Genomic DNA, 14,794 nt, shown 5'->3' with positions numbered 1-14,794 from the left:
ACGCAGATCCTGCGGAAAAATCTATTGACCCGAAGGGGGAAATTTTTGATTTAAAACAAAAAACAGACTTTCAATTATGCAATTACTCATTAAGCAATAATATCAATTACTTAAGTTTGAAATCAAAAATTTCATGAGAAAGCCGGGTTAGTGTCCAGTCAGTTTATCAAACACACCCCAATATTTATCATGCACGACCTGTCGAAACTCGCCGGACAGGGCAATGATACGCTTTTGCAGATAATAGAGGGTCGGAACCACAATCAAGGTCAAAAAGGTAGCCACAACCAGACCAAAAATAACCACCACAGCCATGGAACGCCACCACTGGCTCGATTCACTCACCCATGAGATAGCCAACAGGTGAAAATCAAAAGAGACACCGGTAACCATCGGCACCAGGCCGAGAATCGTTGTTACAGCGGTTAACAAGACTGGTCGTAATCGGGTTGCACCTGCAGAGATAACGGCATCTTTGAGTGAAAAGCCTCTTTCCAACAACTTGTTAGTGTAATCAATAAGAACAATAGCATTATTAACCACTACGCCGGCAAGAGAAATAACACCGACACCGGTCATGATGATGCCGAAAGGCTGCTTAAACAGCATCAGGCCGAGAAATGCACCTCCCAGGGAGAGCATAACCGAGCTCATTATCAAAAACGGCTGACCAACCGAGTTGAACATCGCCACCAGGATAAGAAAAATAAGCAGCAGGGCAATAATAAAAGCCTTGGTCAGGAATGCTTCCGACTCCTGTTGAAACTCAAATTCTCCGGTAAACTTTACCGAATATCCTGAAGGCAAATGGAGTGCCGCCAACAGCTCCTCGGCCTTTGCCCGTATAACGGGGCCGGTGGTCTTGGTTTCATCAACATTGGCCTTTACAGTGACCACCCTTTCGTTATTTATTCGCGTAATATCGCCGAAAGAACCTGCAAATTGAAATTTGGCAAGGGTTGATAGCGGCACCAACACACCCGTTGGAGCGGGAATAATCAGCTCGTTGAGCACATCGACTACCTTCCGATCACCTTCAGCCAGCTGAACAGTAATATCGTAATCATCACTTCCTTCCCTGTAAGACGATACATCAAGTCCGTTATAAGCGGTTTTCAAGGCAAACCCAATGGCATCGGTTGTTAACCCAAACAGGGCCGCCTTTTGCCGATCAATGACCACTTTTACAGATGGTGTTCCCTCACTAAAATCATCCCGGACATCTTTGACGTTGGGAACATCGGCAAGAATATTTTTAATTTTTTTGGCCAGCCCTCCAAGCACCTGAAAATTATCACCGGCAATCTCTATATTAATGGGCGCCCCGGTCGGAGGCCCCTCCTCCTCCATGGCAATGGTAATTTTCCCACCGGCAATGTCATTGACCCGCTCTCGAATATCATCCACGGTTTCGTGGGTAGAGCGGTGCCGATCCTTTAAATCGATAAACCGAACCCCTACATGGTTGGGTGAATTTGGATCAAAGGCTGATCCAGGCCCAGCGGTCACCACACCTTTGATGTAAAGGTTTTTAATATTTTCCAGATCACTGGGGCCAAAGTATTTTTTTCCTGAAGCGTCCACATATTCCTTGGGTTCCAGGGATTGCACATAATCGTCATGATTAAAGCTATCGGCAGCAATAGCTTGCTGATCAGCACCGGCCACCGCCATTTCAACCCGCTTCATCACCCGGTCAATGTAATCCAGGTCCGCCCCTTCAGGCACATCAACATTGACATACATCCCCTTGGGATCTATCTCTGGAAAAAACTCCACCGGTTTTTCAAGCCCTATCACCAACAGCCAGCCCTGCACCATTAGAATTAAAACACAGATGGAAAATCCAATAATAACAAACGGCTTGTGCAGTGCAAATCGAAGTACCTTTGAATATCCCTTCAACAATGGGGAATCCAGCGACACAGGCTGCTCAAAAGAAGCGCCGTTTGCTGCCGGTTGCTTTATATCACCCTTTACTTTAATGAAAAGAGAAGCTAGTGCCGGATTGATGACCAGGGCAACAAAAAGGCTTGAGCTAAGCGTCACAATGAGGGTGAGTGGCAGATAACTCATAAACTCACCCATAATGCCAGGCCAGAAAAGCATTGGCGAAAAAGCTGCCAGGGTTGTCAATGTCGAGCCAATCACAGGGTAAGCAACTTCTGAGGTGGCTTTCATTGCCGCCTCAACCCGCGAGGCCCCCTGCTCCATAAAACGATAAATATTTTCAACAATGACGATCGCATTGTCAACCAACATCCCCAGTGCCAGGGTCAGGCTGAACAATACAACCATATTCAGCGTCACTCCCATAACATAGAGCACAATGAAGGTCAGTAGCATGGAAAACGGAATAGCCATACTGACCAGAATGGCATTACGAATCCCCATGGCAAAGAAAATAACAATTACCACCAAAACAAGACCGGATAAAATATTATTTTCCAGGTCGGCAACCATTTGTTCAATATCTTTGGCCTTGTCCATGACCTTGGTTATCTGGGTTCCCAGAGGCCAGGTCTGCTGCCGTTCAGTGATTATTCGATCAACCTCGCGGCTGATATCTATAATATTTTCACCAGAACGCTTTTTTATAGCTATGTTAACGGCACTTCTACCGTCCAGGCGAGCGCGGCTGGCCTCCTCCTTAAAACTGTCGACCACTCTGGCCACATCTTTTAAGTAAACAGGTTCACCGTTATGAATCCCTACCACCAGCCAATATATTTCTTCAGGTGTTTTGAATTCTCCAGGTACCCGTAACAGGAAACGACCTGAACCCAGCCGAATAGCGCCGCCGGAGGTATTTTTATTCTCGCTCTGAACGACCTGCTGCAGCGTATTAAAAGTGAGACCATAATATCCAAGCTTTTCCGGAAAAACCTCAACTCTGATTTCACGCTCCAACCCACCGGTAACATCCACTTCGAGCACACCGGTAACGGCCTCGATATCATCTTCCAGGTCATCAGCAATTTTTTTCAGGCAAGGAAGACCACAGGTTCCGGAAAGAGAAAAAACCACGATAGGCATTTCGGAGAAGTTGACCTCAAAAACCGAGGGATCCTCGTCCAGGTCAGTGGGCAAATCGCCCATGGCCTCATCAACCTTATCTTTAACATCCTGCAGGGCCTGATCAATATCAGTCCCTGTCACAAATTCAACATTTATATTGGAGGCGCCTTCGGTGCTCACCGATTGCAGCTTTTTTAATCCGTCCAACCCTTTGAGCTTCTTTTCAATCTCAATGGTAACCGAGGTTTCAATATCCGTGGAAGACACGCCCCTGTAGTTGGTAGAAACAAATACATTGGGAATGGTTATATCAGGGTCACTTTCACGGGGTAACACTTTATAACAGTAGGTACCGAACACTAAAATCAGTACGCCCAGAACGACAACCGTTATGCTCTTTTTTACGGCAGTATCAGATATGATCATAACAAACGCTCGGCAGGATCAGTAATTACTTTCACGATGTTGATCTGCTGTCCATCTTCCACGTCACGGTGCCCCTCAATAAGTATTTTATCACCGCTCGATAATCCCTTGGTCACTTGAATCTGCCATCCCTCGATAATTCCCAGTTCCACAGGTTGCCTGCGCACCTCGTCACCATCAACCACATAGACATACTGGGCGTCACTGCGGCTTATTATTGCATACAGAGGAACCATAATGGCATTATCAACCTGTTCTTTAATGATATTAGCCCGGAGGAACATGCCGGGTAAAATTTCATGCTCTGCATTTTCCAGGGCTAGTTCAAACCGATAAAGATAGGCTGTTGTCTCAGGCGCTGGTGCGAAAAAATGGGCTTTACCCATGAAATGCTTATTGTCCAGTGCGCTGATGGTTATATCCACTTGTTGCACTTTTCGTACGGCCGCCACATCAGATTCGGGTATCCCTACCACCCCTTTTACCCGGTCCAGCTGAAGCAACTGGGCCAAAGGATCGCCAACATTCAAAAAGGCGCCGACCTTAGCATCTATTCGCTTGACCACACAGTCAATAGGGGCCGTAATAGTACAACGGGACAACTCCAGTTCAGCCCTTTCAAGGTCCGTTTTCGCCTTGAGCAGTGCCGTTTCACTGGTTTCCAGGCTCGCCGAAGGGATGACTCGCTTTTTCAGCATGGCCTGGTTCCTGGTAAACTCGGACTTTGCCAGGGTATATGCGGCCTTAGCAGCATCAAGGGCGATACGGTAGTCATCTTCCTCTATCCGTGCCAGCACATCGCCGACCTGCACCGAGTCACCCTCTTCCACCAACACCTCAACAATGGCCCCCTGGACCTTGGCCATAAGCTCTAACGTGGACCACGGCTCAATCGTCCCCGGCAGGTTAATCACATCATGAATGGTACGCGGTTGAAGCTGCAGCAAAATAGCGTTAACTAATTTTTTTCGGTCAACATGCTCCTCTTTTTTTGCGGCTTCCAGTTTGGCTTTTTTCTCGCCTATGGTGCCAAAAAGGGAAAGAATGACTGCAATAAAGATAACCAATGCAAGCCGAGGCAAATTATTCCATATGAAGAAAAGGAGCCCGGATCGTTTGGGATCTGCAGACAATGTTTTGGGATTCTTTTTACTATCCATGCATCACTCTCCATTACTCATGCAGGTGCAAGGCCATACATGGTTTGATAAAACATTGTTTTTAATGTCTCGAGAAAATCATCACCTGATGCGAGCCGCTCAGTAAACCACGCTGATATGGTGATAAGAAATAGACCGTAAAAATGACCTATAACCAGAATGAGATCGAGTTCAGAGCGTAATTCACCACGTTCCTGGCCACGTTGAAGGATAGGAACAAGCATATCTATATAGAGGTTTTCTATTTTTTGAGATTGTTCCAGATTATGTTCAGTTGGGAAAAAAGACTCACGCAGCATAAGCCGTCCAAATTCCCTATCCTGTTTTATAAAGTGAAAGGTGCCGGTAAAAACCGCCATCATCTGGTCGACCACATGGTCTTCACAGCTTGCAGAAAGGACTATATCCTGGTTGATCAGATAGAGTTGTTCTCGGCAGAATGCTAAAAAGATCTCCTGCTTGGTTGTAAAGTAGGAGTAAATGGTACCTTTACCAATTCCTGCCTCAACAGCCAAATCGGTAATACTTGTATTCTTATACCCTTTAACGCTAAAGAGCCGCATACCGGCATCCAGGATTGCCTGACGGGTTAACTGTTTTTTTTCTTCTCGTCGTCCAGACATAGTCTCTTCTGTTTTAAGGTATCGTGACGTTTTAGGTCGCTGTAATACCACATGTCAACAAAAGAGCAAGCAAATTTCGACCGCGGTCGAAATTTTAATTTGCATACAAAATTAGGCTGTTACTCACTTCAAAAGCAACATTTCAGTTGACCGCTCTCAAGAAAAGACCTATCAGTGAGAAAAAGACAACGAATAAAAAGGCTTACCATGGATATCAAAGGCTTCCGCAAAGATTACAAAAGTCCGGTGTTACAAAAACACATGCTTCATCCGGACCCGTTTAAACAATTTGAGCTCTGGTTCAATGATGCATGTAACAAGAACATTGCGGAACCTAATGCGATGTCGCTTGCTACTGCAAACGCTGCAGGCCACCCAAGCCTACGAACAGTGTTGCTTAAGCTCTTTGACATGAATGGCTTTGTTTTTTTTACGAATTACAAAAGCAGAAAGGCAAAAGAATTGGCTGAAAACCCCCACGTATCTTTGCTTTTCCCATGGATACCGCTAGAACGGCAGGTGACTGTCATTGGCGTTGCTGCAAAAGTATCCCCTGCTGAATCGGCAAGATATTTTGCCGGCCGCCCCAGAGAGAGCCAGCTCGGAGCCTGGATCAGCAACCAGAGCTCCATCATCACCTCGCGTAACCTCTTACTGGCAGAACTGGAAAAAGCAAAAAACAAATTCCTGCAGGGTGAAATACCGCTCCCCGATTTCTGGGGAGGTTACCGGGTTGAGCCGCAAAGTATAGAATTTTGGCAGGGAAGAACCAGCCGCTTGCACGACAGATTCCTGTATACAAAAGATGAAGCAGGATTGTGGACGATAGATCGCCTGGCTCCATAACTTCCCCCCTGCCCCCCTACAACCGAACCTATTGATTGGCTGGGATTTTCGTTCAAGATCGAGGCATAGCGACACCATAAACACAGGCATGTAATTGATAGTGGGGCTCTAAGGATTATTTTTTCATATAACACGGAGATCGGGCAAAAAGGCCGTAAATCAACAGGCTCAGAGATTGAACAGAAAGATTGGACAAAAAGAAAGTAAATCAGACTCATAACTGGAGGATGCTCATGGACACACCCCTTGCTGGAAAAATCGCCCTCATCACCGGATCCTCACGCGGCATTGGCCGGGAGATAGCCTGCAAGCTGGCACAAATGGGCGCCGCAGTGGTTATCAACTACAACCAAAGCAAAACAAAAGCTCAAGAAGTCTGCAGCCTGATAAACACGGCCGGAGGTAAGGCTATCGCAATCCAGGCAGATGTGAGGGATGTGGGGCAACTGGAGCACCTCTTTGACCAGACCCTGGAGAAACTGGAAAAAATCGACATCCTGGTCAACAACGCAGGCATCCTGCTTACCAAACCGATTGAACAGGTCAGCGAAGAGGAATACGACCTTTTATTTGCCGCCAATGTTAAGAGTGTCTTTTTTGCCTGCCAACAGGCAGCAAAAAAACTATCTCCCGGCGGCAGGATCATCAACATCTCAACCACGGTCACCAAAATCATGATGCCGGGGTATGGCTTGTATGCTGCAAGCAAAGGGGCTGTGGACCAGGTAACGCGAGTTCTTTCCAGGGAACTGGGCGAAAAAAACATTACCGTCAACGCCATTTCTCCCGGCCCGGTTGATACAGAGCTTTTTAGAGCAGGCAAGAGCAAAGAACAGATTGCGCAGATGGCAGGAATGTCACCTTTTAACCGGATAGGTACTCCAGCAGATGTTGCCGGTGCCGTGGCCCTGCTTGTGAGTGATGATGCGGCATGGATTACCGGGCAAAACCTCTACGTAAACGGTGGCATAGCAGGCTGATGCCTTACCAACAAGTATATTCTATGTTCAGGGAGACAGGGTGAGCTGCTCTTCCTGAAAGTTGGCCACACTCTGCTGGAGTCTGAACACACAAAACAGACAAAAACACAGTACCAACAAGAGATTACCCAAAAATACCTGCCACCCGAAATAACTGTAAATGATTCCCGGGGCAAAAGAGCCTATGGTCCCGCCCATGTAATAGAAAGAGATATAAAGGCCGTTGGCAATCCCTTTTTTCCCTTGAGAAAGCGTGTTGACATAACCGGACAAAATGGAATGTGCGGTAAACATCCCGGTACAAAAGACAAACATACAGAGGAACATACTCTGGTAATTGGTAATCATAAACCCGGCAGCCCCTACCCCGTACAACAGTATCCCGGCACTGACAGCCCTGGTCTCGCTACCAAAAAACCGGATAATCCGCCGTACATTTAAGGAAACGACCACCCCCATCACATACCCGCTATACATAATGCCGATACCCGTTTCCCGAAATGCAGGATTAATACTCTTTAGGGCAAAAGGGAGAAAGTTCAGCGCTCCGGCAAAAACAAAAAACACACAAAAAATGGCGCTATACAGCCAGAAATAGCGCGCCTGGCGCATAATTCCAAGTGCCTCACCCAAGTTCGGCTTTGAATACTGCAGGTTAGCATCTTTTTCCAGCCTACGAAGCAGGTAAAAGCCCCACACTAACAGGACCCCAAGGACAAAGAAAAAAAACCGCCAACCAAAGAGATCCGTAAAAAAACCAGATAAAAGGCGACCAAGAAAACCACCGATAATTGTCGCCGCAATATAGCGGGCAATCGCAGCCTGCATCTGTTCGGCTGTTGAAGTAAATGATATATAGCTTACAAGAGAGGTCAAAATAGCTGGAATCACCATCCCTTGCACCCCTCGGATGGAGAGCAGCAGCAGATAGCTATCTGTTATACAGAAGACGAATTCCAGTAGGCCCAGAATTAAAATAGCCGACCGAACAAGGAGTCGAGCGGAAAACGACTCCAAAAGAATGCCATAAAACAAAGGGGCAATGCCAAGGGGCATCATCATCAAGGTAGTAAACAAAATAGCCTGCAGGGAAGTAAGCCCGAACTCCTGCTGAAAAACAGGTTGAATCGGCTGGGCCGCATACAAAGAACAAAAGGTGACAACAGTACAAAAATAAATTGCCGGTAGCGGACTGTATAGCCGCATTTTGTTTAACAGGTACACCAAGCTCCTCCTGATTTTCTCCAGGCTCTTTTACCAGCCGAGAATTGGCCACACCCCTTGGTTTTCAAGCACGAACAACCCTGTCCAAAGAAAACAACCTGGGAGTTAAAAATAATAATACATAACTCAAAACTACAGCGGTGAACAAACGAGCGATAACAATAACCCACAAGTTTGCGCCAAAAATAACAAAAAGCAGCACGTCTTCTATCAACGAGTGACATATCATCAAAAAAGTCGAGATAAAAAATATATCCCGCTGAGATAAGTTCCCCTGGCTTGCCTCCCTGATTAAAATGGTTGCACCGTACGTTATCCCCAGCAACTGACCGACAATGATGGAAAACGAAGTGTTGACTTTGTCCATATGGTCTTTGATCACTTTGGATGCCTTGAGTAGATCCATACAAATAATAATCGCACTGATAAGCACAATGATCTTCAGCGAAAGAATCCCGGCTTGCAGAATAGATTCGCCAAGCATCTGCCCCACACTCTCAGGCAACACCTTGGCAGCCGGCGCCTGGCGAACAGCAGTATCAGCAAAAAAAGAAGGCGGCAGGAATAAAACAGGCAACACCGCAAGAAAAGCACCAACAATTCGAAGCACAATCGAATAACCGTACGACACCCCAAGCTTGGCCATTATTGCACTTTCAACTACCAGCGCGTGACAGACACCAAGAAAGATACCGAGAATTGTCCATTGGTAGGCTGTCAAGCCAAGAGGTGCCGCAAAGGCAATTGCAGCGTACACATTAAGTAACATGCCGCCGGCAACCGCAACGGCAGCTTCTGCGGGCAGATGAAGTAGCTCCGTCAGTGGTGTGAAAAGAAAACTTATATGGCGGAGGAGGTCATAATAAAGCAGAAAATCCGACAGGATATAAAGGGGAACCACCAGCTTAAGAATCAACCAGGCACTGCTCATGGAGGAGCGCAGGCTTTCAATGAATAATATTTTCAAAACACACGGTACTGTAAAATCAATAATATAGAATATACCTGCCGGCTGCTGCCTTTTGGTGCAATCTACCTTCTTTTGGTGCCACTGTAGGTAAAGGCCTTTGCAATCATCTTGTAAAAACTTCCTTTGTCAATCCCAATGGGCTTGCCGCACACACATCGCAACTTGCCGTCCTTTTCCACAAATGCATAGGTTCTCTCAATTCTTGCCTTATGACAACGAAGGACTTCACCGGGCCCTATCTTGTCATATCTCCACAGCTTTCTTTTGCAGGCTGCACATCGGATTATCAGCATGACTTTTTTTCAAACGGATGATTACAAAAGCAAGCGCTAAATTTTCCGGCGCGGATTTTCCAATTCAGCGGGATCTTTAAACTTCACCAGCCTTACCTTACGACTACGGGGAAATTCTCGTTTGATCATTTCCTTTAACAGACGTGACAAACCATCAGTACGGGATACCACTTCCTGCACAATATAACCATGCTCTTTTATTAAAAAAATCTCTTCATCTTGCCTTATGAGAGCAACAGACCTATTCCGCTTATAGGAAAACAAAGCCACCCCTCCCGGTGGAGTGGTCTTCATCAGAGTGGTAATTGTTTTTTTGCGAACAGCACTAATGTTGATCAATGCCATGGTTTTGTCAGAGAGCCGATGGATAGTATTACGTTCTTAGGAAGAGGTAGCATTTTCATTGCTCTGTTCGGTTATAGTGGTACCTAAATCCTGCAATTGACAATTTCGGAGTCTACGCTACCTGCCGAAGATGTTAGGCACCGGAGGCGCAGACGTATAAAAATACTTCAAGCCTTCGGTAACGTAGCAGATTCGGTAAAATTGGCGATCCCGATAGGGCGTTGAAGGTGAGAAAAAATAGGTTCACCCAAACAGTGAATAGAACTTCAAATCAATTATCTGCTCAATATGTTGTTTTTAAAGGTAGAATTTATTTTTTCTAACATTCGACGTGCAGGATTTAGGTGGTAAACATATCTACCGCGTGAGCCTCAGGAACAGTTCCTCATTCTCCGCAGTACCTATAAATATCAATTCGTCGTTTGCTTCGAGAATGGTCTCAGGGGCTGGATTGACGAGGAGAGTGTCGTTTCGCCTGAGGGCAACGATACTGCAGCCGGTCTTGTCCCTTACCCCGCTCTCCATTATTGAACGACCCTGGAAATAGCTACCGGCGGTCCTGTTGAACACAATAAGCCCCTCAATAAACAAGGAGACCTCATTGGGTCTGAGTAACTGGAAAATGGTTCCTGCCCCCAAGGAAGCATAAGACATAACCTGATCGGCACCTGCCGAATGGAGCTTGGAAACATTACGTTCGAGGATGGAACGGCTGATTATCTGAATATCCGGCCGCAGCTGTCGGCAATAAAATGTCAGGTAGATATTCATATCGTCACTGTGGGTGGTCACGATAACCGACCTTGCTGTTTTAATACCCGCAGCTTCCAGTGTCTTAATGTCTGCTGCGTCGCCGACAATAAATTGTTCTTCCTGCTGATGAGTTATCTTGAGAGGACGTTTTTCCACTATTCGGTAGTTAATTCCATGTTCAGCCAGAGTCTTGGCAGCAGACAGGCCGACCCGTCCCCCGCCAAGAATCAATACATGATTGTTTTCAGCGGTCTGGGGGTGTTCGCCGCCGAAAAGATCTTCAAAGGCCTTGAGTTGATTGACCGTACCGGAGAGCACCAGTATCGTCCCCCTTGACATGACGGTGCTGGGCGCTGATGGGCTAAAAATGCCTTTTTGCATTAATCCAATCACCGTCACGCCGGTCCGACTCCTTATGTTTGCCTCAAGCAGTGTCTTGCCAATCAGTTCACTGTCCTTGACCGGCATTTCCGTGATCATGAGTTCTTCAAATCGGCCTATGACATTGGCGGTCATACACACGCCCTGGGTCCTCTTCGCCAAATGGATCCCGAGCATGTTCGTAAACTGATAAACACTGTTGTTCCCGGAAAACTCGAGGATATCGATGGAGTGTTCCCTGTCAGCGTTGGTAACGATGGGCACCACCTTGTCCACTTCTCTGATAGTAAAACAGATATTGGTGGAAATAAGGTCGTCATTTGTGACCACCACCAGAGAGGCATCGGCAATCCGCAGTGCTTCGTAGGTACTCGGTTTGTCGGGCTCGCCGATCACCACCAGGCAGTCAAGATCATGCAGCTCGTTGGCCAACTGATGATCGGGCGTCACCAGGGCATAGGGGATATTATATTTTACCATCCGCTCAATCAGACGGGCGGTGATAGGATCATAGCTGGTCAGGATGACGTGGTTGTGTATATGCGCAGGTAAAGCCCTGGGGATCTTAGCACGTTCCTGGGCTTCCAGCCAAGGAGTGTAAAAAAACTGGATAAAGATAAAAGGCAGCATAATCAGGAGAAACAACACTCCCGAAAAAAGAACAACCATTGTAAAAAGTAGGCCAAGGTCACTGTGAAAGGTGATGTCGCCAAAACCGAGGGTGGACATGACGGTCATGGTCCAATAGACGCCGGTGATCCAGCTGAAGTTACGCCCTTCATAAATCATCAACACGTGGAACAACGCCGAGTAGAGGCAAATAACAAAAAAAAGAGAGGTGAAAAACTTCCACAGCACGGCAAAATTTCGCTGTACCTTTCTATGGCGAAAGAAAAAAATAAGTTGGCTTGCTAGGGTTTTCATCGATTGCTGAAGACTGTGTTATAATTACCGGCTTAGGAACACACCAAGCGTAATATTCCCACGCGTAAAGGTTAGCCGTTTTTGGTTAAATTATCCATGGGGTAGACAGGGCAGACATTTTTAGCCAGAAAATTGCCAAACACTGCAAATTCTAAATTTCTCTGAGCTATTTAACTTTACAATGTTTTTATAGGCATTTGAAACAACTGGGGATACCTTGTAATGTTACCTGACAACCTTGCTTTCAATGCAGAAAAAATCGACAGTTTCTCCAGCTCTATCTTGGTATATACTTTACTAACAATACCAAAGATACCTTGACGTCACTATTCGAACAAAGTCGGTTTCAAGATCCTTCCGTGCAGGAGTACCTTACAGTTGGCTGCCGGCAATTTCAAGATTACCAGTAACTGTAGTTCGAGACCTTTCTAGTCATTTAAAACTCCATGTAGCATCAAATGTGACTGGAAGCATAATTACTTTCGATTAGCCCGGATTTCTCATCAGTGAAGTTTTTTGCAGATCGAGGCGCAGGGCACGCAGCAGGTAAGCGAAGGCTCCGGTAGCAAGCTACCGCAAATGGCCTGCAACAAAGAGTCTGCGGAAAAATCCGCTTACCCGGAGGGTGAGCTTTTTTGATTATCGACGAAAAAACAGTCTGTTTTTTAGCGCTACTGTATTTTCTATAAATATCAGAAACTTAAGTCGAAAGTCAAAAAAATTATGAGAAATTCGGGTTGGGCGCCTGTCCGGAAGGGTAGCAGTTAAAGACACAAGGGTTCTTTTTTCAGAGCCATCTAGATTTTAAACTTTCCTTAACATATTCATAATGACCCTATGAAAATAGACAGAAAGAGCTTAAAAGAAATTCCAAATGCTGAAGATAAAAAAGGTCAGGTAAGCAATGACTTCGAGGCATGCGCAAAAAACGACCACAGGCATATAAATAATATCGGCATCTATCGCTGTATCTCTGTGGATATTTTTTTAAGCATAACAAGCTGAGTGCAAGACTCCGAGAGGCTGGGCGAAATAGCATTTTTTCGAGATGATCTTCTCCACTACAGGAAAAATCTATTGAAACCTTATACCCAAAAACAGGACGATAAAATTGGACAAAGACCTTAAAAATACAAGTTCAAAAGGGTTTTGGTGGAAGCGTTTTTTTTATTCAGTCACTGGGGCTAATGGTGATTATGAATTAGGCCCGAACTGGTTTGCTTCGGTTATGGGGACTGGCATTATCGCCAATGCAGCTGCCTCTTTGCCGCTATTTTCGGAAAGGCTTCACTCCTTCGCCCTGGTAACGTGGTGCCTTGCCTCCATCATGTTACTTGGACTCGTCGCCTGGACATTCGTTTTCCTGGTAACAGGGCATAGTGTTTGGATAAAGCATTTTAGAGACCCGATGATGGCCCAGTTCTATGGAGCACCACCTATGGCTATGCTCACAGTAGCAGGGGGGACTTTATTAATCGGAGAAAGCGTGCTTGGTCACTCAGTGGCGCAAAACATTGCCTGGGGCCTCTGGTTTCTTGGTACAATGACAGGGCTTGGCTCAGCTCTAGTCATTCCTTACCGCTTGTTTACTACTTTCAGGGTCCGACCGGACTCCGCCTTTGGTGGCTGGCTCATGCCGGTGGTTCCTCCTATGGTATCGGCCGCCATAGGCGCCATGCTTGTTCCGTATGTCCCGGAAGGTGTCTTCAGGGAAACAATGTTCTACGTCTGCTTCTCTATGTTTGGCCTCAGCCTGATAGCCGCAATGATTATTATATCTATGATATGGAGCCGCTTGGCTCATCATGGAACGTCAGGTACTTCCCGTGTCCCCACGCTCTGGATTGTCCTGGGGCCGCTTGGACAATCAATGACAGCTGCGGGTATACTTGGTACCGTTGCCAAGGGTGCCGTCCCTCTTGAGATTGCATCCGGATTTGAGCTTTTTGCTGTACTGTACAGTGTTCCGGTTCTGGGTTTTGTGTTGCTCTGGACCTGTATGGCAATACTGTTATCAATTCGAGCCCACTATAGGCAAATGAAATTTGCGCTTACTTATTGGGCCTTTACATTTCCAGTCGGTACGTGTGTGACCGGTATCGCGCAGTTGGCAAACCACACAGGATTGCCGTTATTTGAGTGGACAAGTATTCTCTACTTCATAGGCTTACTCGGAGCCTGGACAGTTGCTGCTTTTGGAACAACAAGAGGCATGATAACCGGGCATCTATTTCAGCCACCACCGCCGGCAAAAGCTATTGTATCTTTGAAAGAACCACATTTCCAGGGTGATATACTTGATGATATAGAAAAAAAATCTGATTACCCATGAAACGCAGCCTTTTTTTGACTCGGGAGACAGATCGAAGTCTCCGCTATCTGATTTTCATAAAAAGCCATGAAAAAAATCAGTCACCTACCTCAGTACTGAGAAATTTAGGTAAGCGAAGACTTCGATCTGTCTCCCGGGTTTACAAGAGAAATAAAATCAGTCCCCTGTCTGCTTCGATAGATAAATGACTGAGTTTTGTACGTAATCAGAAAAGGAAAGGGAAAAGGAAATCGCAGTATTTTTTTCACTTTTTCTGCGCTGTACTACGCATGATTCTACGCTGTTCAGCGAAGGTCTAAAAACACCCAATCCATCGAACTGTAACTAGCCTCGCCAGTTACATAATACCTAAATTCTGCAATTGGAAATTTCGGAGTCTACGCTACCTGCCGAAGATGTGAGGCACCGGAGGCGCAGACGTATAAAAATACTTCAAGCCTTCGGTAACGTAGCAGATTTGGCGAAATTGCCGATCCCGAAGGGCGTTGAAGGTGAGAAAAAATAGGTTCACTCAAACAG

At 46.1% G+C, this 14,794-nt stretch carries 11 protein-coding genes; 3 read left to right on the top strand and 8 right to left on the bottom strand.

Features of this window, described 5'->3' with window-relative positions; genetic code table 11:
- Positions 1–147 precede the first annotated feature (147 nt).
- The 3 genes from ACHZCY_RS01065 to ACHZCY_RS01055 are packed head-to-tail and all read right to left on the bottom strand — an operon-like array spanning position 148 to position 5,227.
- Positions 148–3,444 carry an efflux RND transporter permease subunit gene (locus tag ACHZCY_RS01065; protein WP_319547538.1) on the bottom strand — a complete coding sequence of 1,099 codons (3,297 nt, stop codon included), beginning with the start codon at positions 3,442–3,444 and terminating at the stop codon, positions 148–150.
- Positions 3,441–4,604: an efflux RND transporter periplasmic adaptor subunit gene (locus ACHZCY_RS01060; protein WP_319547537.1), complete on the bottom strand. Its 1,164-nt coding sequence runs from the start codon at positions 4,602–4,604 to the stop codon at positions 3,441–3,443. Before ACHZCY_RS01060 ends, ACHZCY_RS01065 begins: the two co-directional genes overlap by 4 nt.
- 17 nt (positions 4,605–4,621) lie before the next feature.
- The gene (locus ACHZCY_RS01055) at positions 4,622–5,227 is read right to left on the bottom strand and encodes a TetR/AcrR family transcriptional regulator (RefSeq protein WP_319547536.1); all 606 of its coding nucleotides are present in this window, start codon (positions 5,225–5,227) and stop codon (positions 4,622–4,624) included.
- Between the two features lie 207 nt (positions 5,228–5,434).
- On the opposite strand from ACHZCY_RS01055, the gene pdxH reads away from it, so the two are divergent.
- Both pdxH and ACHZCY_RS01045 read left to right on the top strand, forming a co-directional pair.
- Positions 5,435–6,073, top strand: a complete 639-nt coding sequence (gene pdxH / locus ACHZCY_RS01050) for a pyridoxamine 5'-phosphate oxidase (protein ID WP_319547535.1) — start codon at positions 5,435–5,437, stop codon at positions 6,071–6,073.
- A gap of 233 nt (positions 6,074–6,306) precedes the next feature.
- The gene (locus tag ACHZCY_RS01045; RefSeq protein ID WP_205222987.1) at positions 6,307–7,053 is read left to right on the top strand and encodes an SDR family oxidoreductase; all 747 of its coding nucleotides are present in this window, start codon (positions 6,307–6,309) and stop codon (positions 7,051–7,053) included.
- Between the two features lie 27 nt (positions 7,054–7,080).
- Here the strand turns inward: ACHZCY_RS01045 and ACHZCY_RS01040 are convergent, their stop codons facing one another.
- The 5 genes from ACHZCY_RS01040 to ACHZCY_RS01020 all read right to left on the bottom strand — a co-directional run bounded on the left by ACHZCY_RS01040 (position 7,081) and on the right by ACHZCY_RS01020 (position 11,943).
- On the bottom strand, positions 7,081–8,277 hold the full coding sequence (locus ACHZCY_RS01040; RefSeq protein ID WP_319547534.1) for an MFS transporter: 1,197 nt from the start codon (positions 8,275–8,277) through the stop codon (positions 7,081–7,083).
- A 64-nt stretch (positions 8,278–8,341) separates the two neighbouring features.
- Complete coding sequence (locus ACHZCY_RS01035; protein ID WP_232371070.1) at positions 8,342–9,244, bottom strand: nucleoside recognition protein; 903 nt, start codon at positions 9,242–9,244, stop codon at positions 8,342–8,344.
- A 65-nt stretch (positions 9,245–9,309) separates the two neighbouring features.
- Complete coding sequence (locus ACHZCY_RS01030) at positions 9,310–9,540, bottom strand: hypothetical protein (RefSeq protein WP_319547533.1); 231 nt, start codon at positions 9,538–9,540, stop codon at positions 9,310–9,312.
- Between the two features lie 36 nt (positions 9,541–9,576).
- Positions 9,577–9,885 (bottom strand): hypothetical protein, encoded by a 309-nt coding sequence (locus ACHZCY_RS01025; protein WP_205222985.1) that lies wholly within the window; start codon positions 9,883–9,885, stop codon positions 9,577–9,579.
- Between the two features lie 357 nt (positions 9,886–10,242).
- Positions 10,243–11,943 (bottom strand): potassium channel family protein, encoded by a 1,701-nt coding sequence (locus tag ACHZCY_RS01020; protein ID WP_319547532.1) that lies wholly within the window; start codon positions 11,941–11,943, stop codon positions 10,243–10,245.
- Between the two features lie 1,111 nt (positions 11,944–13,054).
- Here ACHZCY_RS01020 and ACHZCY_RS01015 point away from each other — a divergent pair.
- Complete coding sequence (locus tag ACHZCY_RS01015) at positions 13,055–14,275, top strand: TDT family transporter (RefSeq protein WP_319547531.1); 1,221 nt, start codon at positions 13,055–13,057, stop codon at positions 14,273–14,275.
- Positions 14,276–14,794: the final 519 nt, after the last annotated feature.

It is taken from the genome of Desulfogranum marinum, from assembly GCF_963675105.2.
GTDB lineage: Bacteria > Desulfobacterota > Desulfobulbia > Desulfobulbales > Desulfobulbaceae > Desulfogranum > Desulfogranum marinum.
This window is presented reverse-complemented; position numbering and strand designations above follow the sequence as displayed.

What these genes read in the sequence shown, in the direction of transcription:
- ACHZCY_RS01065 (WP_319547538.1), bottom strand. Translation starts at nt 3,444, where the DNA reads ATGATCATATCTGATACTGCCGTAAAAAAGAGCATAACGGTTGTCGTT.
- ACHZCY_RS01060 (WP_319547537.1), bottom strand. Translation starts at nt 4,604, where the DNA reads ATGGATAGTAAAAAGAATCCCAAAACATTGTCTGCAGATCCCAAACGA.
- ACHZCY_RS01055 (WP_319547536.1), bottom strand. Translation starts at nt 5,227, where the DNA reads ATGTCTGGACGACGAGAAGAAAAAAAACAGTTAACCCGTCAGGCAATC.
- pdxH (WP_319547535.1), top strand. Translation starts at nt 5,435, where the DNA reads ATGGATATCAAAGGCTTCCGCAAAGATTACAAAAGTCCGGTGTTACAA.
- ACHZCY_RS01045 (WP_205222987.1), top strand. Translation starts at nt 6,307, where the DNA reads ATGGACACACCCCTTGCTGGAAAAATCGCCCTCATCACCGGATCCTCA.
- ACHZCY_RS01030 (WP_319547533.1), bottom strand. Translation starts at nt 9,540, where the DNA reads ATGCTGATAATCCGATGTGCAGCCTGCAAAAGAAAGCTGTGGAGATAT.
- ACHZCY_RS01025 (WP_205222985.1), bottom strand. Translation starts at nt 9,885, where the DNA reads ATGGCATTGATCAACATTAGTGCTGTTCGCAAAAAAACAATTACCACT.
- ACHZCY_RS01020 (WP_319547532.1), bottom strand. Translation starts at nt 11,943, where the DNA reads ATGAAAACCCTAGCAAGCCAACTTATTTTTTTCTTTCGCCATAGAAAG.